This window comes from Micromonospora sp. WMMD723 (assembly GCF_049863385.1).
GTDB classification, from domain to species: Bacteria; Actinomycetota; Actinomycetes; order Mycobacteriales; family Micromonosporaceae; genus Micromonospora; species Micromonospora wenchangensis.
Map to the genome: position 1 here is coordinate 1,198,016 of NZ_JBMKNR010000001.1, position 24,583 is coordinate 1,222,598.

Annotated in this window: 20 protein-coding genes and 1 pseudogene; 8 read left to right on the forward strand and 13 right to left on the reverse strand. The window is 74.8% G+C overall.

The window, feature by feature from the left end:
• The first annotated feature begins 37 nt into the window (after positions 1-37).
• Positions 38-1,084, forward strand: coding sequence for a glucose 1-dehydrogenase (locus ACN261_RS05470; protein ID WP_425848726.1), 1,047 nt, complete (start codon positions 38-40; stop codon positions 1,082-1,084).
• Positions 1,085-1,100: 16 nt separating this feature from the next.
• Here the strand turns inward: ACN261_RS05470 and ACN261_RS05475 are convergent, their stop codons facing one another.
• The 6 genes from ACN261_RS05475 to ACN261_RS05500 all read right to left on the reverse strand — a co-directional run bounded on the left by ACN261_RS05475 (position 1,101) and on the right by ACN261_RS05500 (position 7,626).
• The gene (locus ACN261_RS05475; protein ID WP_421484241.1) at positions 1,101-2,417 is read right to left on the reverse strand and encodes a DUF2252 domain-containing protein; all 1,317 of its coding nucleotides are present in this window, start codon (positions 2,415-2,417) and stop codon (positions 1,101-1,103) included.
• A gap of 181 nt (positions 2,418-2,598) precedes the next feature.
• On the reverse strand, positions 2,599-2,949 hold the full coding sequence (locus ACN261_RS05480) for a hypothetical protein (protein WP_425848728.1): 351 nt from the start codon (positions 2,947-2,949) through the stop codon (positions 2,599-2,601).
• A gap of 562 nt (positions 2,950-3,511) precedes the next feature.
• Positions 3,512-4,093, reverse strand: a complete 582-nt coding sequence (locus tag ACN261_RS05485; RefSeq protein WP_421484245.1) for an NADH-quinone oxidoreductase subunit B — start codon at positions 4,091-4,093, stop codon at positions 3,512-3,514.
• A gap of 239 nt (positions 4,094-4,332) precedes the next feature.
• Positions 4,333-5,781 carry a pyridoxal phosphate-dependent decarboxylase family protein gene (locus tag ACN261_RS05490; RefSeq protein WP_421484246.1) on the reverse strand — a complete coding sequence of 483 codons (1,449 nt, stop codon included), beginning with the start codon at positions 5,779-5,781 and terminating at the stop codon, positions 4,333-4,335.
• Positions 5,778-7,280, reverse strand: coding sequence for an MFS transporter (locus ACN261_RS05495; protein ID WP_425848731.1), 1,503 nt, complete (start codon positions 7,278-7,280; stop codon positions 5,778-5,780). Before ACN261_RS05495 ends, ACN261_RS05490 begins: the two co-directional genes overlap by 4 nt.
• A gap of 31 nt (positions 7,281-7,311) precedes the next feature.
• Entirely contained in the window at positions 7,312-7,626 is a 315-nt protein-coding gene (locus ACN261_RS05500; protein ID WP_421405865.1) for an MGMT family protein, read from the reverse strand.
• A gap of 13 nt (positions 7,627-7,639) precedes the next feature.
• Between ACN261_RS05500 and proB the strand changes: the two genes are divergently transcribed.
• Positions 7,640-8,797, forward strand: coding sequence for a glutamate 5-kinase (proB, locus tag ACN261_RS05505; RefSeq protein WP_421484250.1), 1,158 nt, complete (start codon positions 7,640-7,642; stop codon positions 8,795-8,797).
• A 49-nt stretch (positions 8,798-8,846) separates the two neighbouring features.
• Entirely contained in the window at positions 8,847-10,088 is a 1,242-nt protein-coding gene (locus tag ACN261_RS05510) for a glutamate-5-semialdehyde dehydrogenase (protein WP_421484252.1), read from the forward strand.
• 166 nt (positions 10,089-10,254) lie between these two features.
• Here the strand turns inward: ACN261_RS05510 and ACN261_RS05515 are convergent.
• The 6 genes and pseudogenes from ACN261_RS05515 to ACN261_RS05540 form a co-directional block, all read right to left on the reverse strand.
• Positions 10,255-11,076 (reverse strand): annotated as a pseudogene (locus tag ACN261_RS05515) (hypothetical protein); the annotation flags it as partial.
• A gap of 90 nt (positions 11,077-11,166) precedes the next feature.
• Positions 11,167-12,348 carry an adenylyltransferase/sulfurtransferase MoeZ gene (gene moeZ / locus ACN261_RS05520; protein WP_204924813.1) on the reverse strand — a complete coding sequence of 394 codons (1,182 nt, stop codon included), beginning with the start codon at positions 12,346-12,348 and terminating at the stop codon, positions 11,167-11,169.
• 111 nt (positions 12,349-12,459) lie between these two features.
• Positions 12,460-13,461 (reverse strand): DUF3152 domain-containing protein, encoded by a 1,002-nt coding sequence (locus ACN261_RS05525; protein ID WP_425848735.1) that lies wholly within the window; start codon positions 13,459-13,461, stop codon positions 12,460-12,462.
• A gap of 123 nt (positions 13,462-13,584) precedes the next feature.
• Positions 13,585-14,646, reverse strand: coding sequence for a DUF3152 domain-containing protein (locus ACN261_RS05530; RefSeq protein ID WP_425848736.1), 1,062 nt, complete (start codon positions 14,644-14,646; stop codon positions 13,585-13,587).
• Positions 14,647-14,651: 5 nt separating this feature from the next.
• Positions 14,652-15,689, reverse strand: a complete 1,038-nt coding sequence (locus ACN261_RS05535; protein ID WP_421484257.1) for an alpha/beta fold hydrolase — start codon at positions 15,687-15,689, stop codon at positions 14,652-14,654.
• Positions 15,690-15,735: 46 nt separating this feature from the next.
• Complete coding sequence (locus tag ACN261_RS05540; protein WP_425853560.1) at positions 15,736-17,883, reverse strand: hypothetical protein; 2,148 nt, start codon at positions 17,881-17,883, stop codon at positions 15,736-15,738.
• Between the two features lie 1,211 nt (positions 17,884-19,094).
• On the opposite strand from ACN261_RS05540, the gene ACN261_RS05545 reads away from it, so the two are divergent.
• The 4 genes from ACN261_RS05545 (at position 19,095) to ACN261_RS05560 (ending at position 23,463) form a co-directional block, all read left to right on the forward strand.
• Positions 19,095-19,733 (forward strand): TetR/AcrR family transcriptional regulator, encoded by a 639-nt coding sequence (locus ACN261_RS05545; RefSeq protein ID WP_091242199.1) that lies wholly within the window; start codon positions 19,095-19,097, stop codon positions 19,731-19,733.
• Between the two features lie 65 nt (positions 19,734-19,798).
• Positions 19,799-20,026, forward strand: coding sequence for a DUF3107 domain-containing protein (locus ACN261_RS05550; protein WP_088644741.1), 228 nt, complete (start codon positions 19,799-19,801; stop codon positions 20,024-20,026).
• Between the two features lie 294 nt (positions 20,027-20,320).
• Positions 20,321-22,042: a DEAD/DEAH box helicase gene (locus ACN261_RS05555; RefSeq protein ID WP_421484261.1), complete on the forward strand. Its 1,722-nt coding sequence runs from the start codon at positions 20,321-20,323 to the stop codon at positions 22,040-22,042.
• Between the two features lie 230 nt (positions 22,043-22,272).
• Positions 22,273-23,463 carry a class I SAM-dependent methyltransferase gene (locus ACN261_RS05560; RefSeq protein WP_425848739.1) on the forward strand — a complete coding sequence of 397 codons (1,191 nt, stop codon included), beginning with the start codon at positions 22,273-22,275 and terminating at the stop codon, positions 23,461-23,463.
• A gap of 7 nt (positions 23,464-23,470) precedes the next feature.
• Here ACN261_RS05560 and ACN261_RS05565 read toward each other — a convergent pair whose 3' ends face one another.
• The gene (locus ACN261_RS05565; RefSeq protein WP_421484265.1) at positions 23,471-23,896 is read right to left on the reverse strand and encodes a hypothetical protein; all 426 of its coding nucleotides are present in this window, start codon (positions 23,894-23,896) and stop codon (positions 23,471-23,473) included.
• A gap of 241 nt (positions 23,897-24,137) precedes the next feature.
• Between ACN261_RS05565 and ACN261_RS05570 the strand changes: the two genes are divergently transcribed.
• A complete protein-coding gene (locus ACN261_RS05570) occupies positions 24,138-24,554 on the forward strand; it encodes a helix-turn-helix domain-containing protein (RefSeq protein ID WP_088644737.1) in 417 nt (138 codons plus the stop codon).
• The last annotated feature ends 29 nt before the right edge of the window (positions 24,555-24,583 follow it).

Genomic DNA, 24,583 nt, shown 5'->3' on the forward strand with positions numbered 1-24,583 from the left:
GCCGGCGGGGCGGGGCCGGGCGGGGAAAGATGGGGCCGTGCGCGCTGTGACGGTGACTCCCGGGGTCCGCGACTCGCTGCGGCTGGTGCAGGACTGGCCGGAGCCGCCGGCCGAGGAGGGGGCCATCCTGGTCGAGGCGGTCGCCGTCGGCATCTGCGGCACCGATCAGGAGATCATCGCCGGGGACTACGGGGAGGCCCCACCCGGCCAGCGGGAACTGGTGCTCGGCCACGAGTCCCTCGGCCGGGTGCTGGAGGACCCGTCCGGCACCCTGCAACCCGGCGACCTGGTGGCCGGCATCGTCCGCCACCCCGACCCGGTGCCCTGCCCGAACTGCGCCGTCGACGAGTGGGACATGTGCCGCAACGGGCGGTACACCGAGCACGGGATCAAGGGGCTGACCGGCTTCGCCCGGGAACGGTGGCGGGTGCAGCCGAAGTTCGCCGTCGGGTTGGACCCCGTCCTCGCCCCGGTCGGCATGCTGCTGGAACCGGCGAGCGTGGTGGCGAAGGCGTGGGACCACATCGCGCAGATCGGCACCCGGGCGGAGTGGAAGCCACAGACCGTGCTGGTCACCGGGGCCGGGCCGATCGGGCTGCTGGCGGCCCTGCTGGCCGTCCAGCGTGGCCTGTCGGTGCACGTGCTGGACCGCAACACCACAGGTCCCAAGCCGGACCTGGTCCGGGCGCTCGGGGCGACGTACCACACGGTGCCGGTCGACGAGCTGGACTTCGAGCCGGACGTGGTGGTCGAGTGCACCGGCGCGCCGACCGTGGTGCTGGAGACCATGTGCAAGGTCGGCCCGGCCGGGATCGTCTGCCTGACCGGGGTGTCCAGCGGCGGGCGGACCATCGACTTCGACGCCGGGGCGCTCAACCGGGCGTTGGTGCTGGAGAACAACGTGGTGTTCGGCTCGGTCAACGCCAACCGGCGGCACTGGGACCTGGCCGCCCGGGCGCTCGCCCGGGCCGACCAGTCGTGGCTGAACGCGCTGATCACCCGCCGGGTGCCGGTGTCGGCGTACGCACAGGCGTACGCCCACGCCGACGACGACATCAAGGTGGTGCTGGAGTTCGGGGCGTGACGCCCGACGGGCCGGCTCAGATGCCGGGCAGCCGGCCGTTGCGGAACAGGTCCACGAAGAGCTGGTGGTCGGTGCGGGCCCGGACGCCGTACGCGTGGGCGAACTCGACCAGGTGCCCGACGAAGCCGTCGGTGTCGTCGCCGATCGCGGCGACGATCGCCTCCTCGGTGGAGTAGTCGACCAGGTCGTGGCTGGACTCGTCGTCGGCGACCGAGTGCATCCGGGCCACCGCCCGACCCAGGTCGGCGAGCACCCCGGCCAGCTCTTCCGGCTCGTTGACGTCCGACCAGTCCAGGTCGGCGGCGTACGGGGAGACCTCGGCGACGAGCTGACCCGCCCCGTCCAGCTCGGTGAAGCCCAGCCACGGGTCGGCGTGCGCCTGCAACGCCCGCTGCGACTCGGCCGTGCGGTGCCCCTGGTGCCGGAAGTAGCCCCGGACCCGCTCGTCGTCGATGTGCCGGGCCACCGCCGGCACCTGCGCCTGCTTCATGTAGATGACGACGTCGTTCTCCAACGCCTCGGTGTGCCCCTCCAGCAGCAGGTTGTACGACGGCAGCCCGGCCGAGCCGATGCCCACCCCCTTGCGCAGCACCACGTCCTTGATCTGGGTGGCGACCGGTCGCAGCCGGGCCGTCGAGGGGGGCAGGGTGTCCAGGTACCCGGTGAACGCCGCGCAGACCTTCTTGCGGGTCTCCGCGTCGATCTCGAACACCCCGTCGCCGAGGGAGAACCGCCGCTCGTAGTTGTCGACGGTGGTCTGCGCGGCCAGCAGGTCGACCCGGGTGTTCAGCCGGGCCTCCTGGAGCACCCGGCGCAGCACCCCGTCGGCGTTGTCCAGGGTGATCGAGCCGATCGCGTCGTCCCCACCGGCGGCGATGGCCCGCAGCTCGGTCAGGTACGACCGGGCGAAGCCGGTGACCAGCTCGCCGATCGCCCGGTCGGACAGAGCCTTGGCGTAGCCGATCAGGGCCACGCTGGCGGCGAGCCGCTTGAGGTCCCAGGAGAACGGCCCGACGTACGCCTCGTCGAAGTCGTTGACGTTGAACACCAGGTGCCCGGAGGCGTTCATGTAGGTACCGAAGTTCTCGGCGTGCAGGTCGCCGTGGATCCACACCCGGCTGGTCTGCTCGTCGAGGAACGCGTCGTCGGCGAACTCACCGCGCTGGTCGGCGTAGAACAGCGAGGCGCTGCCCCGGTAGAAGGCGAACGGGGAGGCGGCCATCTTGCGGAACTTCCGGCGGAACGCCGCCGGGTCGAGCGCCATCGACGCGCCGAACTCCTCGGTCAACACGTCGACGATGAAAGCGGACCGTCGGTCCACGGAGTCGGTCATGCCCCGCACGCTAACCCCCACCCGCCACCTCTCCGCCGGGGCCGCCCACCCCCGGTTCGCAGCGTGGCAGGCGAGCACGGCCGGACGGTCCCGCACGCCCGGCAGCGCCGGGTGGGTCGGCTCGGCGCAGGTTCCGGCACCTTCACGCCGGCAAGGGACCTACCCATCGGGAGGGGACGGGTCAGGAGTCCCCTGGCGGGGTCCAGACCGTGACGTGGGCGGTCACCTGGAAGGAGTCGTCCGGATAGCGGGTGACCTTGAACATGGCGACGTGGTCCTTGTTGGTGGTCAGGCAACCGATTCTGCCGACCGGGATGTGAACCCGCTCCGCGCCGTGCGTGGAGACGCGCTCGGCGCACTGCTGCCGCGAGGGCGTGCCCGGCCCCGGCCACAGGGCGAGCTGTCCCCATTCGGCGTGCAACCCGTCATCCGCGCTCGCCGAATCCCGACTGAGGTCCGCGTCGCTCGACCAGTACCTCTGCACCGTCGCAGGCACGGTGTCGAGATCGACGCCCTGGGTGGCGAACCGCACCTCGCCGCTCCACCGGACCCCGCCGTCGGGTGGGGCGGCCGTGGTGGGGCCCGGCTCGGTCGACGGAACCGCCGTAGGGCTCGGGATGGCCGTGGGACTCGGCCAGGCCGGTGAAGTCGGCACCGGCGGGGCGTCGGCAGGGCTACTCGCTCCGGCACTCGGCCTGGCATCCGGTGGCGCGTTCCTGTCGTCGCCCCTGGTCCCCACGTAGATCGCCACTGCGGCCCCGAGCAGGGCTGTCACCAGGCCGATGAGTGCGCTCAGCACGGCTCCCCGGCCGCTGCCGTCCAGCCTCTCATTGTAGTGGCGGCTCAGGCGTCGCCGCAGGGTCGGCCGCTCGTCGGGACTCTGGTTCCTCGGCACGTCTTCTGGCACTACCACCGCGGTTCCCTCCTCGCCTCGGGCCGCTGGCGTGCCGCCCGGAACATCGAGCTTCACCATGGTTGATTATGCCGGAGCAGGGCACGCGCAAACCGGGCCCGGACACGGTGTCCTGCCGACGCCCGCAGCCGTCACGCGCGTTCGATCAGGGCGTCGCGGCGGGACTCGACCGGGCGGTGCCTCAGTCGGGGCGGTGTACCGGTGGGGCGGTCAGCGACTCCACCGAACGGGAGGACGTGTCGCCGGCCGGTGGTGCACCGGCGTCGACCGGGGAGGCCAGGGGGTCGGAGCGGTCCACGCCGCCGATGCCTGACTGTTCGGCGGCGATCTTCTCCTGGAGGCGGAGGATGCCGTGCAGGAGCGCCTCCGGCCGGGGCGGGCAGCCGGGCACGTAGACGTCGACCGGGATGAGCTGGTCGACGCCCTTGGTCACCGAGTACGAGTCCCAGTACGGGCCACCGCAGTTGGCGCAGGACCCGAAGGAGATGACGTACTTCGGCTCGGGCATCTGGTCGTACAGCCGCTTGATCGCCGGGGCCATCTTGTCGGTCACCGTGCCGGAGACCACCATCAGGTCGGCCTGCCGGGGGCCGTGGGCGAACGGGATGACGCCGAGCCGGATGAAGTCGTGCCGGCCCATGCTGGTGGCGATGAACTCGATCGCGCAGCAGGCCAGGCCGAAGTTGAACACCCAGAGCGAGTAGCGGCGACCCCAGTTGAGGACGAACCGGATCGGCTCGCCGAGCACTCCCGGCAACTGCACGACCGCCTCCCGTCCCCGCCGACCCGCTGTCCGCCCAGGGACAGTCAACCACAACCGCCCCGCATGGCCCCCGAACCGGCCGGGCCCGTCCCGCGTCCCGCCAGGCCCGTCCCGCATCGGCACGGCACGACCCCGGACCGGCGGCGCGACCCCGGACCGGCGGGGCCGACCCAGCGCGACCTCCCGGCGACGCCGTCACGCCTCCGCGACCACCGGCCGCGACGGACGGGACGCGGGGGTCACCAGGTGGGGCGTTGCAGCAGGCCGACGAACTCCACCAGCAGCCGTTCCCGCAGCGCGGCGGGGGCGGCGTCGAGCAGGGTGTTCACCACCGCCATCCGGTCCGGTGGCCCGGCGCCGAGCCCGAGGCCGGCGGCGAGTCCACCGATCAGCTCGGGGGTGAGCGCCTCCGGGGTCAACGACCCGGCCAGGGCGAGCAGGTCGGCCGGCAGCTCGACCGGCCCGGCCCGGCGGGCGGCGGCCACCGCGGCGGCCAGGTCCGGGCCGAACTCGGCCACCCGGGGGGCCACCGAGGCGGTCACCGTGAGGTGCACGCTGGCGGGCAGGTCCGCGTACCGGAGCTGGGGTTGGGTGTGCCAGCCCCGGGCGGTCAGCTCGTCGACCAGGACGAACAGGTCGAACGCCGGGTCGGTGCCGGTGAAGCAGACCACTGTGGACTCCGGTTCGGCCATCAGCCGCAACCCGTCGACCCCGCGTACGGCGGCGGCCAGGGCGTCGACCGCGTCCCGGGTGGTGGCGGCCAACCGCAGGTAGCCGTCGTCGCCGAGGTGCCGCAGGGTGGCGTACGCGGCGGCGATCGGGCCACCCGAGCGGGTCGAGGCGAGCACCGGGTTGACCATGGTGTAACCGGGCCAGTCGGCGTACGCGAAGTACTGCGGGGAGCGCAGCGTCGCATCCCGATGCAGCAGCACCGACACCCCCTTCGGGGCGTACGCGTACTTGTGCAGGTCGACGGAGATCGAGGTGACCCCGTCGACGGTGAAGTCGAACGGTGGCACCGGCACGCCGAGGCGACGCAGGTAGGGCAGGGTCCAGCCGCCGAAGCAGGCGTCCACGTGGCAGCGCACCCCGGCCGCCGCCGCGACCTGCGCGATCCCGGCCACCGGGTCGACCACCCCGTGCGCGTACGACGGGGCGGAGCAGGCGACCAGCACCGTCTCCGGGCCGATCGCGGCGGCCATGTCCGCCACCGACGGGCGCAGCGTGACGGGGTCGACTCCCACCGTGTCGAGGCCGACCCGCAGCAGGTGGGCGGCCTTGGCGAAGGCGGCGTGCCCGCTGGCCGGCACCACGATCCGGGGTGCGGTCAGCTCCGGGCGGGCGTCCCGGGCGGCCTTGACGGCCAGGATCAGCGACTCGGTCCCGCCGCTGGTGACGCTGCCGACCACGTCCGGCGCGGCGCTGCCCGGCCCACCGCCGAGCAGCCCGCCGGCCGCCCCGACGAGCCAGTTCTCCATCGCCAGCAGGGACGGGAAGGCGGTCGGGTCGAGCCCGTTGACGTGGGCGCTCTCCGCGTGGGCCGCCGCCCCCAACGCGTCGAGCCCACCGACGCCGGGGTCGTACACGTAGGCGAACAGCCGCCCGCCGTGCACCGGACGGTCCCCCACCCGCAGCTGCCGAATCTCATCCAGCACCCGCTCGGCAGGCACCCCGTTCTTGTCGATCATGGATTTGTGGTGGCCTTTCCGTGGGTTTCTGCGGCTTTCGTCCCCGCCGCAACTCCATGATCGACGAGGGGGGTGGGGGCGGGGGTGGGGGTGGGGGGTGGGGTGGGGGGTGGGAGGTAGGGGTGGGGGCGGAGGAGGAGGGTGGCGGGGGCGATGAGGAGAGCGGGGACGAGGGTGAAGCCGAGGAGGACGCCCAGGCGGGCGGTGGGGGTCTGGGGGGCGGCGGTGCCGGTGGCCGAGGAGACGTAGCCGGAGAGGGCCAAGACCAGGCCGTAGATGCCGGGGCCGAGGGCCAGGCCGAAGGTCTCCCCGGCGGTCCACAGGCCGGTGAAGACGCCGGCCTGGCGGCGGCCGGTGCGCGCCGTGGAGGCGGCCACACAGTCGGGCAGCAGGGCCAGCGCGAAGACCTGCTGACCGGCGTACCCGACGCCGAGCAGCGCGACCACCGCGTAGACGGCGACGGCGGGCAGCACCGGCGCGGCCACCAGCGCCGCCGCACCGGCGGCCAGCAGCAGCGAGGCGGCGACCAGCGCGGTCTTCTTGCCCAGGCGCGCGCCCAGCCGGGTCCACAGCGGCATCACCAGCAGCGCCGGCCCGACGAAGCAGGCGAACAGCACGGTCGGCCCGGTGGTCGGGTCACGCAGGATCTGGGCGGCGAAGTAGCTGACTCCGGCCAGGATGGTCGCCACCCCGGCGGACTGGACGACGAAGCAGAGCAGCATCGCCCGGAACGGCCGGTCGGCGGCGACCACCGCGAGCTGGGCGCGCAGCGTCGGCTCGGTGGCGGTCACCGTGCCGGTCGCCGCCGACCGGGTGCCGAGGAACGCGCCGAGCGCGCCGAGCGCGATCAGCACGGCGACGAACACCCCCATCCAGCGGTGCCCGGCCACCCCCTCGCCGCCGGCGGTCACCACCACCGGGGCCACCGCGCCGGAGATCAGGATGGCCAGCGCCAGCACCGCGACCCGCCAGCCCATCAGCCGGGTACGCTCCGCCGCGTCGTCGGTCAGCTCGGCGGGCATCGCCACGTACGGGACCTGGAAGAAGGCGAACGCGGTGGCGGTGGCGAGGAACGCGACGGCCACGTACGCCCCGGCGGCCGGCCCGACGCCGAAGGGCGCGGCGAAGATGGCGGCGAAGAGCACCGCCAGGGCGAGCCCGGCGCCGAGCAGCCACGGCCGACGCGGCCCCCAGCGGGAGCGGGTGCGGTCGGAGATCCGCCCGGCGACCGGGTTGACCAGCACGTCCCACGCCTTGGGTAGCAGCACCAGCAGGGCGGCCAGCCCGGCGGCCACCCCGAGGGTGTCGGTCAGGTAGGGCAGCAGCAGCAACCCGGGCACGGTCCCGAACGCCCCGGTGGCCAGCGAACCGAGCGCGTAACCGGCGTGCACCCGACGCGGCAGTCCGCCCCCGCCGGCACCAGCCGGCGCGGGCCGCCCGGCAGCCGACGCAGGCAGGCCGGCGGGTGGGGAGCCGGGCCCGGCCGGTGGCGCGTCCATGCGGCCGAATGTTACTCACGTTACCGCCGGGTCACCGCCCCTCATCCGGCCACCATTTGGCGGCATCCAGATCCACCCCGGCCCCGCGCAGCGGGCAGCCCTCGGCCCGCAGCAGGGCCCGCGCCCGCACCTCGTGCCCGGGTGGCAGCCGACCCGCCGCGTTCACCACCCGGTACCAGGGCACACCGCCACCGTGCCGGGCCATGATCGCGCCGACCAGTCGGGCCGAGGCCCGCCCGGAGCGCTCGGCCAACGCGTCGGCGATCGCCCCGTAGGACATCACCCGGCCCGGCGGAATCCGCTCGACCAGCGCGAGCACCGCCTCCACGTACTCCTCAGGCGTCACGACCGGCCAGGATATGGGAACGCGACGGGGTCCGCCGGCACCGACCGCGCAGAATGGGCGGGTGCGCGAAGCAGTCACCCAGGCCCGACGGATCGTCGTCAAGATCGGTTCGTCCTCGCTGACCACCGCGACCGGCGGCCTGGACGACGCCCGGGTCGACACCCTGGTCGACGCGCTCGGCGCACTCGCCGCCGCCGGCCGCGAGGTGGTGCTGGTCTCCTCCGGTGCGATCGCCGCCGGGCTCGCCCCGCTCGGGCTCTCCCGCCGCCCGCGCGACCTGGCCACCCAGCAGGCCGCCGCCAGCGTCGGCCAGGGCCTGCTGATCGGCAGGTACGCGGCCGGCTTCGCCAGGCACCGGCTCACCGTCGGGCAGGTCCTGCTCACCGTCGACGACGTGACCCGACGGGCGCACTACCGCAACGCGTACCGGACCCTGCGCAAGCTGCTCGACCTGCGGGCGGTGCCGATCGTCAACGAGAACGACACCGTCGCCACCGAGGAGATCCGGTTCGGCGACAACGACCGGCTGGCCGCCCTGGTCGCCGCCCTGGTCGACGCCGACCTGCTGGTGCTGCTCTCCGACGTCGACGCGCTCTGGACCGGCAACCCGGCCCGGCCCGGCAGCACCCGGATCACCGAGGTACGCGGCGAGGCCGACCTGGCCGGCGTCGACATCGGCGGGGCCGGCCGGGCCGGCGTCGGCACCGGCGGCATGGTCACCAAGGTCGAGGCGGCCCGGATCGCCACCGGCTTCGGTATCCCGGTGGTGCTGACCGCCGCCCCGCTGGCCGGCGACGCGCTGGCCGGGGAACCGGTGGGCACCTTCTTCCACCCGGCCCGGCGACGCCCGGCGGCCCGGCTGTTCTGGCTGGCGCACGCCACCGCCCCCCGGGGCCGGCTGCACCTGGACCCGGGCGCGGTGCAGGCCGTGGTGGGCCGGCGCAAGTCGCTGCTGCCGGCCGGGATCACCGCCGTGGACGGCACCTTCACCGCCGGGGACCCGGTGGACCTGGTCGACGTCGACGGGGCGTCGGTGGCCCGGGGCCTGGTCAACTACGACGCGGTGGAGCTGCCCGGCCTGCTCGGCCGCTCCACCTCCGAACTCGCCGCGGCGCTCGGCCCGGCGTACGAGCGTGAGGTCGTCCACCGCGACGACCTGGTGCTGCTGTGACCTCAGGCGTCCCACGCGGGCGCTTCCGGAAGATCCGAAGGAGTACGCAATGAGCGTCGTCGAGCAGGCCCGGCGGGCCCGGGACGCGGCGGAGGCCCTCGCCGTGGCCACCCGTACGGTCAAGGATGCCGCGCTGCACGCGATGGCCGACGCGCTGGTGACGCGTACGCCGGAGATCCTCACCGCGAACGCGGCGGACCTGGCGGCCGGGCGGGAGGCCGGGCTGAGCGCGGCCGTGCTGGACCGGCTAGCCCTCGACGCGCCACGGGTGGCCGGCATCGCCGACGCGCTGCGCCAGATGGCCGCGCTGCCCGACCCGGTGGGCGAGGTGGTCCGGGGTTCGACCCTGCCCAACGGGCTTGAGCTGCGGCAGGTGCGGGTGCCGTTCGGGGTGGTCGGGATCATCTACGAGGCCCGGCCGAACGTGACGGTGGACGCGGCCGGCATCTGCCTGAAATCCGGCAACGCGGCGCTGCTGCGCGGGTCGTCCTCGGCCGCGCACTCCAACGCGGCGCTGGTGGCGGTGCTGCGCGACGCGGTGGCCGGGGCGGGCCTGCCGGCCGACGCGGTGCAGTTGCTCGACGCCGCCTCCCGCGATTCGGTCAAGGAGCTGATGCGGGCCCGGGGCCTGGTCGACGTGCTGATCCCGCGCGGCGGCGCGTCGCTGATCCGCACCGTGGTCGAGGAGTCGACGGTGCCGGTGATCGAGACCGGGGTGGGCAACTGCCACGTCTACGTGGACGCCGCCGCCGACCCGGCCAAGGCGGTGGCGATCGCCCTGAACGCCAAGACCCAGCGCCTCTCCACCTGCAACACCGCCGAGTCGTTGCTGGTGCACGCCGACGTCGCCGACGCGTTCCTGCCGGCGGTGCTGGCCGCGTTCGCCGAGGCCGGGGTGACCGTGCACGGCTCGCCCGAGGTCGCCGCGTACTCCCCCGCCGTGGTGGCCGCCACCGACGAGGACTTCGCCACCGAGTATCTGTCGGCCGACATCTCCGTCGCCGTGGTCGACTCGCTCGACGCGGCGGTCGCGCACATCCGCCGCTACGGCACCGGGCACACCGAGGCGATCGTCACCGACTCGCAGGCCGCCGCCCGGGAGTTCGTGGCCCGGGTGGATGCGGCGGCGGTGATGATCAACGCCTCCACCCGGTTCACCGACGGCGGCGAGTTCGGCTTCGGTGCGGAGATCGGCATCTCCACCCAGAAGCTGCACGCCCGGGGCCCGATGGGGCTACCCGAGCTGACCTCCACCAAGTACGTGGTGACCGGCGACGGCCACCTGCGCTGAGCCACCCCGCCCCGGGCCACGCCCGGGGCCGGGGTCACCAGGTGCCGGGCTCGTCGTCGGTCGGCGGGACCGGCCGGGCCCGGCGCACGACAGGTGAGCCGGGTGGCGTCACCGGCGAGCCCGTCGGGGCGCCCGGGGAGCCGGGCGGGGGGACCGGGCCGATCGGACGGCAGGCGCGGATCGCGGTGAGCGTGGTGTGCACGTCGAACTGGTGGCCGTCGTCGCTGTCCCAACCGCCGTCGCTGCGTTGGGTCTCGGCGAGCCGTCGGCGGGCCGACACCAGCACCCACTGCTCCTCGCCCACCTCGACCCGGCGCAGCGTGGCGGCCAGGGCGGCCACGTCGGCCGGGGAGAGCTTCGGAATGCGTTCGGCCAGCACCGCCTGGATCCGGGCCGACTCGTAGTAGAGCTGCTGGCGGTGCAGCACGGCCGCGCTCAACCAGCCGGCGGCCAGGAACGACGGCCAACTGCCGTCCGGAGCGAGCTGACCGGCCAGGGCCTGCGCCGCCGCCTGCACCACCCCGGCGTACGCGCCGCCGACGCGGTGGTCGAGCGGGCCGGCGGCGCGGGCGTCCCGACCGGCCACGCTGAGCCAGAACGCGGCGTTGGCCGAGAGGTAGAGCCGGGCCTCCGGGTCACCCGGGGTGGCCCATTCGGGGGCGCTGCCGGCCAGCCTCGGGTCCTCGTCCCAGCCGCCGTCGGGCAGTTGCCGGGCGGCCAGCCAGTCCAGGGCGTGCCGGGCCGCCGGCCGGCCGAGCGCGCCGAGGTCGTCCAACTCGGCGAGGCGGAAACAGGTGGCGTCGATGGACGGCACGTCACCGCCGAGCAGGGCCGGCCAGCCGCCGTCGGGGGTCTGCCCGACCTCGGCCGCGTCGAGCAGGTCGGAGGGTACGGGCGCACCGGTGCGTAACCGGGACAGCCGGGCGCGATCCACCGCGTCGCCGTGCGCCACGACGAAGCCGACCGCGGCATCCAAGTCCACCACAATGCTGACGCTACCGGCGCGAACGCGATCCCGCCTCGGGGAATCGGTCGGGGCCGGGGACGGTTCGGCACCGCCCCCGGCTCCGGGCCCAGGTCAGTACGCCGGCAGCGAGGGATCGATCTGCTTGATCCAGGAGAGCACCCCGCCCTGGACGTGCACCGCGTCGCGGAACCCGGCCGCCTTGAGCGCGGCGAGCGCCTCGGCGGAGCGGACCCCGGACTTGCAGTGCAGCACGACCTGCTTGTCCTGGGGGAGCTTGGCCAGCGCCTCGCCCGAGATGATCTCACCCTTGGGGATCAGGGTGGAGCCGGGAATCCGGACGATCTCGTACTCGGCGGGCTCCCGGACGTCGACCAGGAAGATGTCCTTGCCGGCGTCCTGCCACTCCTTGAGCTCGGTGGCGGTGATGGTCGCGTCGACGATCGCCTCCTGGGCCGCCTCGGAGACCGCGCCGCAGAAGTCCTCGTAGTCCTCCAGCAGGTCGGTGACCGTGGGGTTCTCCCCGCAGAGCACGCAGTTCGGGTCCTTCCGGACCTTGATCTTGCGGTAGCTCATCTCCAGGGCGTCGTAGACCATCAGCCGGCCGACCAGCGGCTCACCGATCCCGGCGAGCAGCTTGATCGCCTCGTTGACCTGGATCGACCCGATCGACGCGCAGAGCACGCCGAGCACGCCACCCTCGGCGCAGGACGGCACCATGCCGGGCGGCGGGGGCTCCGGGTAGAGGCAGCGGTAGCAGGGGCCGTGCTCGGCCCAGAACACCGACGCCTGGCCGTCGAACCGGTAGATCGACCCCCAGACGTACGGCTTGCCGAGCAGCACCGCCGCGTCGTTGACCATGTAGCGGGTGGCGAAGTTGTCGGTGCCGTCGACGATCAGGTCGTACTGGGCGAAGATCTCCCGGACGTTCTCCCGGTCCAGGGCGGTGTTGTGGATCTCCACCTGGACCAGCGGGTTGATCTCACGGATCGACGCGGCGGCGGACTCGGCCTTGGACCGGCCGATGTCGGAGACGCCGTGGATGATCTGGCGCTGCAGGTTGGACTCGTCGACGGTGTCGAAGTCGATGATGCCGAGCGTCCCGACCCCGGCGGCGGCCAGGTACATCAGGGCCGGCGAACCGAGCCCACCGGCACCCACACAGAGCACCCGGGCGTTCTTCAACCGCTTCTGCCCCTCGACCCCCACATCGGGGATGATCAGGTGACGGGAGTAGCGACGGATCTCGTCAACGGTCAGCTCGGCGGCGGGTTCGACGAGCGGGGGCAACGACACGGTGGACTCCCCGGTGATCGGCAGATGGCGAACCGAGCCATTGTTGCTCGGACGACCACCCTTCGGCCATGAGCAGTGACACCCCGTCCGACATGCGGGAGCGGGAATATCTCAACTGCCGGGTACGAGATCGCCGGAGTAGAGCGAGCCGTCGACGTACGGCCAGGCGTTCGCCACGCAGCCGTCCAGCCCGTACGTCTGCTGCTGCATCACCGGAGCCGGCTCACCGTGGCCGGGGCATGCCTGGTGTTCCTCGCCGAGCTCGTGCCCCACCTCGTGGTTCACCACGTACGTCCGGTAGACCGCCAGGGGTGCGCCGTAGTCCGGCACCGCCTCCATCCAGCGGGCCAGGTTGATGACCACCCGACCGGGCAGCCGGCAGGAGGTGTAGCCCTCGGTGTCCAGCCCACCCTCGGCGCACATCCGCTCGGAGGTGGCGGGGGTGGCGAGATAGATGGTGAAGTCGGCGGCGGCGATCTCCGGCACCCGCTGTAGGCGCAGCTCGCCGGAGCGGATCCAGCTGTTCGGGTCGCCGAGCGTGGCGTCGACGGCGGCGGCGAACGCGGCCACGTCCTGCCCGGTGTCCTGCTCCACCTCGATCCGGTAGCGGTGCAGCGGGCCGTCGAAGCCGTACACCTCGGAGCGGCCCTCGGCGGCGGTGAAGCGGCCGGGTCCACTGCGCGGATAGGCGACGGTGGTCCGCTCCGCGCGTACCCCGTCGGGCAGCCGGCCACCGCCGGCCCCGTCGGCCACCCGACCGGCGACCTGCTCGGGGCTGCCCGGGCCGCGCTCCGGTTGCAGGGTGACGAACCCGCCCACCCCCGCGCCGAGCAGGGCCAGGCCGAGCAGGACGGCCCGCCGTCGCCGACGGCGCATCCGGCGGCTGCGGCGCGGTCCGACACCCGGCTCGCCGTGCCGCCACGCCGAGCGCGGGTCGACGTGACGCGGCCGGGCCCGGTACGGCTCGACGTGACGCGGGTACGCCTCGATGGTGCGCGGTTCGGCCGGGGGCGGCCCGGCGTGACGCGGGTCGGCCCGGTACGGGTCGGTGTGGCGCGGGTCGGGCCGGCCGGCGGCCGGCGGCTCCGGGCGCTCGGCGGACTCGGTGCTCACCTGGCCAGCATGGCAGACTAATCGGGCATAAACCCGCTATTGCCGCAAACTACGAGAACATGTTTCACTTCTCCGTCGACCGTCCGACGGCCGGCATCCGGCCCGGGCACCCCCGCCGGGAGTTCAGAGCGCCGGGCCGGCGTACCGACGGCCGTTACGGTACGGCCACGGGTTCGCCGTGCACCCCCGCAGGAACAGCGACTGCTGCTGCATCACCGGCGCCGGCCGGCCCGCCCCCGGACACCCCTCGTGGCGGTGCCCCAACTGGTGGCCCACCTCGTGGTTCACCACGTACGTCCGGTAGACCGGCAGGGGCACCCCTGCCCGGACGAAGTGCGGCACCGACGTCCGCCACCGGTCCAGGTTGATGATGACCTTCCCCGGCGCGCGGCACGACGTGTACGGCACACCACCGACCCGGATGTCCACCCCCCCGGCCCGGCACAGCCGCCCCGCCGTGCTGCGGGTCGCCAGCAGCACCGTGAAGTCGGCCGGCGCGTCCCCCGGCACCCGGCGCAGCCGCAACCGGCCGCCGTCCACCCAGCTCCCCGGCCCGGCCAGGGCCGCCTGCACCTGGTCGGAGAAGGCCCGGACGTCCTCGCCGGAGCCGTCCTCCACGGCCACCCGGTAGCGCCGCAGGCCGCCCGAGCGGCCGAGCGTCGACCCGGCCCGGTCGTCGTAGCGGAAGGTGCCCCGGCCGGTCACCGGCACCGGACCGGACAGCGCCAACGGCGGCACGGTCGCCGCCGGGACCACGGCACCGGCCGACGCCGACGCCGGCGGGACCGCCCCGACCCCGCCCGACGCACCCACCGGCCCGGCCCCCACGACCGGCCCGCCACCACCGAACGATTCGCCGTCACCGAACGAACCGGTGGCACCGAACGAACCGGCGGCACCGAAGAATCCGGCGGGGCCGGACGGTCCGACGACGACACCGGACGCGCGTACGCCGGGCGGACCGGACGGACCCGGTGCGCGAGTGGCGCTCGTCGGGCCGCCCGGCGTCACCGCCGGACCGGCGAGCGGCCGGCCGGCAGCCGGCGGCGGGGTGGTGACGGCCAGCCCGCCGGAGGTCACCACCAGCAGCAGGAGCACCAGCACCGTCGGACGCCACCGGACGGTGCCGGACGCCGGCCGCGGGAGCCGGATCGGACGCGGGCCACGGGAGGGGAGCGCAGACATCCGGCTCAGGATGCCACGCCGGGACGCCACCTTCCGTCATCGCCGGACCCCGGCGCGTCATCACCGGACAGGGTCACGGGACGTTGCGGCGACGGGCCCGGCGTCGACTCGGCGAGCAGGTGCAGCACGGCGCGGGCCACCGTACGCGGCACCTCCAACTGGGCCACGTGCCCGACACCGGCCAGCATCATCAGCCGGCTGTCCGGGATGACGCGGGCGGTCTGCGGGGCCACCCGGACGTCCACCAGCCGGTCCTTCATCCCCCCGACCACCAGCGTCGGCGCTGCGATGCCGGCGGCGATCCGCCACAGCGACTCCGGCCCCGGCAGGTACGACCGCAGGAAACTGGCGACCAGCCCCCGGAAGGTGCGGACGTACGCGGCGGCGTAGTGGGGTGCCTCGTAGCGGACCCGGATCTCCTCCAACGCCTCCTGCCGGCGCTGCTCGCTGATCCGGCTCAGGTCGGCCACGCACGCCTCCATCGCCTGCTGGGCCATCACCTCCGGGGCGAGCTGGGCGAGCCGCCAGGCGGCCAGCCGCTCGCCGCGCGGGATGGCCAGCAGCGGCAGCATCCGCCCCTGCAACGAGCGGCCGAAGTTCAGGAACGGCAGCGCCGGGGAGATCAGCGTCAGGGTACGCACCAGGTCCGGCCGGCGACCGGCGACGTACACCGAGACCGCGCCGCCCAGCGAGTTGCCGAACAGGTGCACCGGGCCCCGCCCGGAGTGCTCGATCCAGCGCACCACCCGGTCGGCGAAGGCCGGGATCGTGTACCGCAGCCCCGGCTCGCTGCGCCCGAAGCCCGGCAGGTCGATCGCCTGCCCGTCGAGCCGGTCGGCGAGCAGGCCGGCGAGGTCCGTCCAGTTCTGCGACGAACCACCCAGCCCGTGCACGTACAGCGCCGGTTCCGCGTCCGGGCCGGTGGCCGGGGTGTCCCGCACGTAGGTGACCGTGCCGTCGAGGCGTACCGGCCGGCCGGGCCAGGGCGGGGGCAGCCGGTGCGGGGGCAGGTGCTCCTCGGGCCAGAGGGCGGCGCGTTTCATACCGGCAAGTGTTCCCGTTCCGGCCCCGTACCGACAATGTGACGGGTCAGGCGAGCAACGCCTCCAGGCGACGGTTGACCGCCGCCAGGGTCGCCCGCACCACCGCCTGGCGCGGGTCACCGGAGACCAACGCCGACCCGGCCAACTGCTCCACCCAGCCGTCGCAGACCAGCAGCACCACCACGGTCGCCACCTCGCAGTTACCGAACGGCACCACGGCCGCGTGCTCGACGAAGCACCGCCCCCGTTCGGCGGTGCGCTCGGCGTGCCGCAGCAACTCGTCGACCGCCGCCGCGGCGGCCACCGCGCACAGCCGCAGGACGTACCCGTCCACGGCCGGGCCGGTGGCGTGCCCGGAGGCCGGCTCACCGGCGGTGAGCAGGCGTACCTCGACGTTGGCGTCCAGGCCGAAGGTGCTCACCTGGACGTGGTCGATGACCACCCGGGGCCCCGGTACGCCGCCGGTGTCCAGCGGTCGCGAAGGCGCGGTCTCCGTCGTGGTCATCTGCCCGCCCGAGTACGACGCGTTGAGCGTCGCCGGGCTGCCGGTGGGCGGCAGCCCACCCGGGAGGGTCTCCTCCACGCTGGCCCGTCCCCGGTGCGGGGTCGACTGCCGGCGTCGCCGCGGCACCCCGGACACCGTCGGTGACTGCTCGGCCGGCGGGTCCTCGGCGTCCCGCGCCGGGCCGCCGGTCGCCGCGTCGGTGCGCGCCCCGGCCGCCGGTGGTTCCGTCGCCGGCCGGGCCGGATCACCGGCCGGCCGCTCGGCCGCCGGGGTCGGCAGTCCGGCGGTCGGCTCGACGACGCGGGGTTCACCGGTACGGCGGCGCATCGGCGGCGGCACCGCGGCGCTCGGCTCACCGGACAGACTCTGCGGTGCGGCGGCGAGACCCATCCGCTCCTGGAGCAGGCGGGCCACCATCCGGCTCACCTCAGCCGGGTCGGCCCCGTCGGACAGGTCGAGCCGCAGGCTGTGCGCCCCGGCCGGGGTACGTCGCAGCGCCGCGTCACGGACCCCGGCCACCTCACGTACGGCATCCAGGATCGCGTTGACGTCGAAGCCCTCGGGGCGTTCCCGCAGCGGCGCGGGCTCGTCGTCGCGGCGCAGGTGGGTGGCGATCCGGGCGAGTTCCGGGGTCTCGGCGGGGGGCTCCACGGCTGGCGGCTCCGGCACGACGGGCACGTCCGGTTCGGCGGGGACGCGCTGCGGCAGCACCGCCGTGCCCCGGTCCGGTCTCCGTCCGTCCACCACCGGCTCGGTCGTGGTCAGCGGGTCGGGCGCGGATCGGCGGGCCGCGTAGGGGGGCGCGCTCGTCGGGGCGGGCGCTGCGGGGATCTGGTCCAGGCGGCGTGGCCCGCTCGTGGCGGGGGCACCGGCGGTGGGGGCGGGCTCCGGCGGGTGGCCGGGCAGGTCGGTGGGGGCGGCCGGCTCGGTCGGCACCGACCGGAGTCGGAACGGCTGGTCGGCGCGGACGGCCGGGGGGGTCGCCGGCCGGGGCGACGGTTCGTCGCGCGGCAGCCGGAACGGCTGGTCGGCGCGGACGGCGGCGGGCAGCGTGGCGGCCCGTTCCTCGCGCAGGCCGGTGGGCTCGTCGCGGGTCGGGGGTGGCACGGCACCCGGCTCGTCCCGACCGGCGGGCTCGTCCCGGGGCGGGGACGGCGGCCCGGCCGGCACGTCCCGGGGTGCGGGGGGTGCCTCGGCGGCTCCCCCCGTCGACCAGCCGGGCCGGTCGGCGGGGTGCAACCGTTGCGGCGCGGGCGGCTCGACCGGCGACCGGTCCCGCTCGCCGGGAGCGGACCAGGTCCGCCCGGCCGGCTCGGCGTAGGTCCGCCCGGCCGGCTCGGCCCAGTCCCGCTCGGAGCGGTCGACCCAGTCCCGCCCGGACCGCTCGGACCAGTCCCGCCCGGCGGGGTCGGCCCAGTCCCGCTCCGGTCGGGTGCCCCGCTCGGACCAGTCCGGACCGGGCCGGTCGCGCTCGGAGCGGTCGGTGGGTTCGTGCCGTTCCGGCCGGTCGGCGCGCTCGTCCCGGTCCGGCAGGGGGTGTTCCCCGGTGTGCCCGGACCAGGCGCGCTCGGGATCGTCGACACCGGGACGCCCCGGGGCGACCCGCTCGGCGGCCGGCCGTTCCCGACCGGGCCGCTCCACGGCGGGCTCCGGCAGGGCCGGCGGGGTGACCGGTTCGGTCCGGGTCAGCTCGTACGGGCGGGGCACCTCGGAGCGCACCGGCTCGTACGGCCGGGCGGGCTCGGCACGCACCGGCTCGTACGGCCGGGCCGGCTCGGCACGCACCGGCTCGTACGGGCGGGCGGCCTCGGCCGACCATTCCGCCGCGCGTTCGGCACGGGTCCGTCGGCCGGCGGGGGGTTCCTCGTCCCGCGACCAGGAGGGTGCCCAGGTCCCGCCCCAGCTCGGCCGGTTCCAACTCGGTCCGGACCAGTCCGGCTCGTCCGGCCCGGCCGTCGCCCGGCGCTCGCCGGGCGTCGGTTCCCCGCCCCGGCGCTCGGCACCGCGCGCACCGACGCCCCGGGGGTCCGTCCCGGGCGGCCCGGTGCCGGCGGTGGGTTCGGGGCGGTCGGTCCCGCGTTGCCCGACCGGCCCGGCGAAGCGGTCGCGGGGGTCCTCGCCCGGGGCGGAACCGGCCCCGCCCCGCTCGGGGGCGTGGAAGCCGGGGGGCACCTCGAAGCCGGAGGCTGCGGTGCCCACCGGGGGGACCTGCACCGCGGGTGGGGCCGAGGTGGGCAGGTCGTCTGCGGGCCGGTGGACCGGCCGGGGTGCGGCGGGGTCGTCGGAGGCGTGCCGGGCGGCCTCCGGGTCGGGCGGCCCGGTCGGGGACGTCGGCCGGGGGGCCGGCACGACCAGCCGGTCACCGTCGGTGACCCGGGGATCGACCCCGGGGTGACCCGGCCCGCCGGGCGGGGCGCTCACCGGGCGACGCAGCGGGGCCGGGAAATCCGGTGCCGAGTCGTGACCATTGCGGTGGGCCCGACCGTTGCGGGGTGCCTCCTCCTCGGCCGGCGGGGTGACGAACGGCGCAGGTAGATCACCGTGCCGCGCCGGCTGGCCGCCCCAACCCCCGGCGGGGTCGGGTCGGTTCCACGGCGACCCGGCCTCCCGGTAACCCGGGGCGTCGCCGCCGCCGGACCACCCGGTCGCAGGTGCCCACCCACTGGCGGAACGGGCCAGGTCGTCCTGCTGACCCGTCCCGTCGCCGTGCTCTCCCGGGGTGGCGGCACCGGGTTGCCCTGTTTCACTCACCGCGCGCTCCTTGGTCGCCCCCGCTGAGGCTACCGTGTGGTGACAGTGGCGATAAGTTACAGCGGCGGGCCAATTCCGGGGCCGGGGTGAGTGCCCTGACCGGTACGGGGTAAAAGTGCCGGCTGGAATGACGAAACTCGGAGGTTCCCATGACCGCTGTGGGGAACGGTGCGCAGACTGCCGGCCGGCCCACCCGGCTGCCCCGTTCGGCACGCCGTAAGCAGCTACTCGCGGCGGCTCAGGAGGTGTTCGTGGCGCAGGGGTACCACGCCGCCGCCATGGACGACATCGCCGAGCGGGCCGGGGTTTCCAAGCCGGTGCTGTACCAGCACTTCCCGGGAAAGATGGATCTGTATCTGGCGCTGCTCGACACGCACTGTGACGCCATCGTCGCCAAGGTGCACGACGCGATGCGCGGCACCAACGACAACAAGGAACGGGTCGGCGCGTCGGTGCGGGCGTACTTCGACTTCGTCGACCACGAGAGCGAGGCGTTCCGGCTCGTCTTCGAATCCGACCTGCGCAACGACCCGGCCGTGCGGCAGCGGGTCGAGCGGGTGGAGCAGGGCTGCATCGCGGCGATCACCGACACCATCATCTCGGACACCGGGGTCAGCCGGGCGCACGCCGAGCTGCTCGCCTCCGGCCTGGTCGGTGCGGCCGAGACCGCCGCCCAGTTCTGGCTGGCCGGTGGCCGGCAGGTGCCGAAGGCCGAGGCGGAGGCGCTGGTCGCGGCCCTGTCGTGGCGGGGCATCGCGAGCTTCCCGCTCCAGGGTGAGTCGGCCTGAACATCCGGCCCCGAGATCGGATAGCCTTCCGATCGGCGGCTATCTCGCCCACCTGAGGAGGCACAGTGGAGGTCAAGATCGGCGTGCAGTACGCGCCGCGCGAGCTGGTTCTGGAGAGCGCGCAGTCGCCGGCCGAGATCGAGCAGATCGTGACCGACGCCTTCGCCAAGGCGGAGGGGACGCTCTCCCTGACCGACGAGAAGGGTCGACGGGTCATCGTGCCGGTCACCAAGGTCGCCTACGTCGAGATCGCCGAGGCGTCCGCCCGCGCGGTCGGTTTCACCGTTCGCTGAACCGGTCCGACCCTGCGGCGGGCGCTGCCCGCCGCAGGGCGACCCGGTGACGCGGGTCACATTTTTCACCCCTGCCGAAAAGCCGGCCATCCAGGTCAGGGGCGTGTACCCACCCGCTCGGGTAGGATGAGGTAGTTGCCGTGGGCGCCGATCTGATCGAAGTCCCGCTCACGGCGCGCGTGCGGCCCGGTCTGACACGGCGATTCTCCGCCGTCGATCGCGCGGCCCACGCCATACCGACCGCGCCCTGAGGACACCACGGGGCGCACCACGAGAGGGCACCCCCAGATCCAGATGAGCGAACAGATTCTCGACCAACTGGAGGGCCAGGAACTGGCCCCCACCGCCCCGGTACGCCCGGAGGCCCCCACGTTCGCCGCACTCGGCGCGCGGCCCGAGACCGTCGAGGCCCTGGCCGCGGCGGGCATCACCCGCGCCTTCGCGATCCAGGAGTACGCGCTGCCGATCGCCCTGCGCGGCACCGACCTGATCGGCCAGGCCCCCACCGGCACCGGCAAGACCCTCGGTTTCGGCGTCCCGCTGCTGGAGCGGGTCTTCGCCCCGGCCGAGGGCAGCGACGGCGTGCCGCAGGCCCTGGTCGTCGTACCCACCCGCGAGCTGGGCATCCAGGTCGCCAAGGACCTCGCCGCCGCCGGCCGTACCCGGGGCGTCCGGGTGCTGCCGATCTACGGCGGGGTGGCGTACGAGCCGCAGATCGACGCGCTGCGCAAGGGCGTGGAGATCCTGGTCGGCACCCCGGGCCGGCTGATGGACCTGCAGAAGCAGAAGCACCTGCGGCTGGACCGGGTCCGCGCGCTGGTGCTCGACGAGGCCGACCGGATGCTCGACCTGGGCTTCCTCGACGACGTCGAGAAGATCCTGGCGATGCTGCCGGAGGACCGACAGACCATGCTCTTCTCGGCGACCATGCCGGACCCGATCGTCACCCTCTCCCGGCGGTTCCTGCGCCGGCCGGTGACGATCCACGCCGGGCACACCGCCGAGACCGGCCCGTCCCCGCAGACCCAGCAGCTGGCGTACCGCACCCACTCGATGAACAAGATCGAGATCGTGGCGCGGATCCTCCAGGCCGAGGGGCGCGGGCTGACCATGATCTTCACCCGGACCAAGCGGGCCGCCGACCGGGTCGCCGAGGACCTCGACTTCCGGGGCTTCGCGGTGGCCGCGGTGCACGGCGACCTGGGCCAGGGCGCGCGGGAACGGGCGCTACGCGCGTTCCGGGCCGGCAAGATCGACACCCTGGTCGCCACCGACGTGGCCGCCCGGGGCATCGACGTCAGCGGCGTCACCCACGTCATCAACTACGACTGCCCCGAGGACCAGGACACCTACACCCACCGGATCGGTCGTACCGGCCGGGCCGGGGCGACCGGGGTCGCGGTCACCTTCGTCGACTGGGACGACATGCCCCGGTGGCGGATCATCGACAAGACGCTCGGCCTCGACATGCCCGAGCCGCCGGAGACCTACCACACCTCCCCGCACCTCTACACCGACCTGGACATCTCACCCGAGATGACCGGCACCCTGCCGACCGCCGAGCGGACCCGCGCCGGGCTCTCCGCCGAGGTCGAGGAGGACCTGGGCGGGCGGCCCCGCCGGGGCGAGAGCGGTGGCCGGGGTGGCCGGCGCGGCGAGAGCCGGGGACGCGGCGAGAGCAGCGGGCGGGGCGGCGGACGCGGTGACCGGCGTCGGGCCCGCCCCGACTCCGACGCGCCGGACGCCACCGGAACGCCCGTGGAGGCCGCCGAGGAGGGCACCCGTACCCCCCGCAGCCGGCGTCGTCGCCGGGCCGGCGAGGTGGTCGGGGGCGAGTCGACCACGGTGACCACCGGCGGGTCCACCGACACCGCCGCCGGCCCGACCGGCGAGCCCGCCGTCGCCGCCGCCGGGTCGGCCACCGAGGGTGAGCCGGGCCGGCCGCGTCGCCGCCGTCGGCGGCGCGGTGGGGGCGGCTCCGGCGCGGACGCGCCGGCCGAGGCCACCGCCGACTGACCCGACAGCACCGACGACATCCCCCGGCCGTCCGACGGTCCGGGGGATGTCCCGTCTGCGCCGGTGGACACGTCGCCCCGGCGGCCCCACGCCCTACCGGGGTCCCGCGCCCCTGCCGGGCCCCACGCCCCTGCCGGAGCACGCCCGGAGGCGGCATACACCGGTGGCCGGCGTCCCAGCCGGGGCGGGCCGGGAGCGGCAGCCGCCGGGGTGGAAAGGATGATGGAACCATGCCGGAACCGTTGGACGCCGCCCTGACCGAGGTCCGGGCGTTGCTGCTCGACCCCGCCCTGACCCGTGCCGTCGCCGCCGGCCGACGCCGGGGGCAGCGCCCCTCGGTGGTACGGGCCGAACTCCGCCCGGTCGCCCTCAAGGCCGGCCCCCGGTTGCAGATCTCCACGTCCGACGGCGCACGGCCGTACACCCGGAACGTGGCACCGGGCGCGGAGGCCGGCGCGGCGGTCGACGCGCTGCTCGCCGAGCCCTTCGGCAACTGGCACGTGGAGACCGCCGGGGCGACCCTCCAGCTCCGGGTGACCAAGTCCGGCGAGGCGCAGGTGCACCGGGCGACGGCCAGCCGGCCGGCCGCACCGGCGGACGGCCACGACCGGGCCAAGGAGTACCTGCTCGACCCGGGTGACCCGATCTTCGCCGAGATCGGCGGCAACGCCGCCAAACGCCGGCAGGTGGACGCCTTCCTGCGGGCGCTGGCCGCCACCCTGCCCGACGATCTCACCGGGCGGCTGCGCGTGGTCGACCTGGGCTGCGGCAACGCCTACCTGACCTTCGCCGCCTACCGCTACCTGACCGCCCGCGGGCTCGACGTGGAACTGGTCGGGGTGGACGTCCGGGAGGACCAACGGCAACGCAACAGCGAGCTGGCCGGACGCCTCGGTTGGGCCGACCGGGTCACCTTCGTGGCCGGCACGATCGCCGACGCGGTGGTGGAGCCCGCCCCCGACCTGGTGCTCGCCCTGCACGCCTGCGACACCGCGACCGACGAGGCGCTGGCCCGCGCGGTGCGCTGGGACGCGCGGTGGGTCCTCGCCGCGCCGTGCTGCCACCACGACCTCGCGGCGCAGCTGCGCGCCCGGCCGGCCCCGGCACCGTACGAGCTGCTGACCCGGCAGGGCATCCTGCGGGAACGCTTCGCCGACGTGCTCACCGACGCCCTGCGGGCCGGCCTGCTGCGGTCGCACGGCTACCGGGCCGAGGTGGTCGAGTTCGTCGACTCCCGGCACACCCCCCGGAACCTGCTGATCCGGGCCCGCCGGACCGGCACGGGCGGCGGCGACCCGCAGACGGCCGAGTACCGGCAACTGGTCGACCAGTGGCAGGTGACCCCGCGCCTGGCCACGCTGCTGGCCGACCCGGACGGGGACGCCCTGCGGGACGGTGGCGCGGTCAGCGCGCCGCGCTGAGGCGGGTTCAGCGCCGCCGGCCGCCGGGGCGCTCCCCCGGCCCCCGGTCGACGATCGAGGAGATCCGCTGACGCGGCCCCCGCTCGTCGTCGCCGGGCGCGGTGGGGAACGGCACCACGGTGCCGGACAGCTCGGCGTTGCCGGCGGCGGCGAACGCGTTCCAGGAGATGTCGACCAGGAGCCGTTTGAGTTCGGCGTGCCGGACGGCGGCGCTGCGTTGCAGGGCCAGCCGGACGCCGAGCAGCACCCCCACCAGGGTGGTGGTGACGGCGCCGGCGGCGGCCAGCACGTGCGCCCCGGTCACCGCGGCACCGGTGACCACCAGCACCAGCAGCCAGCTCCAGAAACCCAGGGCGAACACGGCCGCCTTGACGACGAAGAAGAGGCTGACCGCACCCGGGCGGTGCGGCACCGGACGGTCGGACTCGGCCATGCTGCTCCTCACCGGGTGCGCGGCGGGTGGACGGACCCGCCGGGTTCGATTGACCTACGGCAACTGACGCTGTGTCACGACCGGTGCCGAAACCGGCCACGACCTGCGCCGTCACCCCGGATGGACGTCGTACGGGCGGTCGGACGACCGGTACGGGGAATTGCACCGGACCGTCGTCGTACTACCCTCGGAGGGCGCACCGGACACCCCGGCTCCCACCCGAAGAGGACGATCTCCAGGCATGGGTTCGACAGAGGTTTCACCCCAGATGGCGTTCGCCCGCTTCGTGCGACGGGCCATCGACGACGCCCGTGACGAGCGGGGTTGGACGGTGAGCGACCTCGCTGCCCACACCGGTGTCGGTCGGTCCACCGTGTTCCGCTGGCTCGCCGGTGACTGGCAGGACTACCCCGAACTGGCCAAGGTGCGCGGTTTCTGCGCCGCCCTCGACCTGCCGGTCGCGGCGGCCTTCCGGGCGCTCGGCCTGCCCGACTCCGGGCCCACCCCCCGCCGCCGCGCCGACGACGGACCGGTGGAGGCGGACGTCCGGGTGATCCTCGACCGGCTGGCCGATCCGGCCGTGCCCGCCGAGGAGAAGCACCACATCCGCGACCTGCTGCGCTACCTGGCCCGCCGCCCGGTCCGGCGCGCCGGCTGACCGCCGCGCCGTCCCCCGTAGATCCGGGC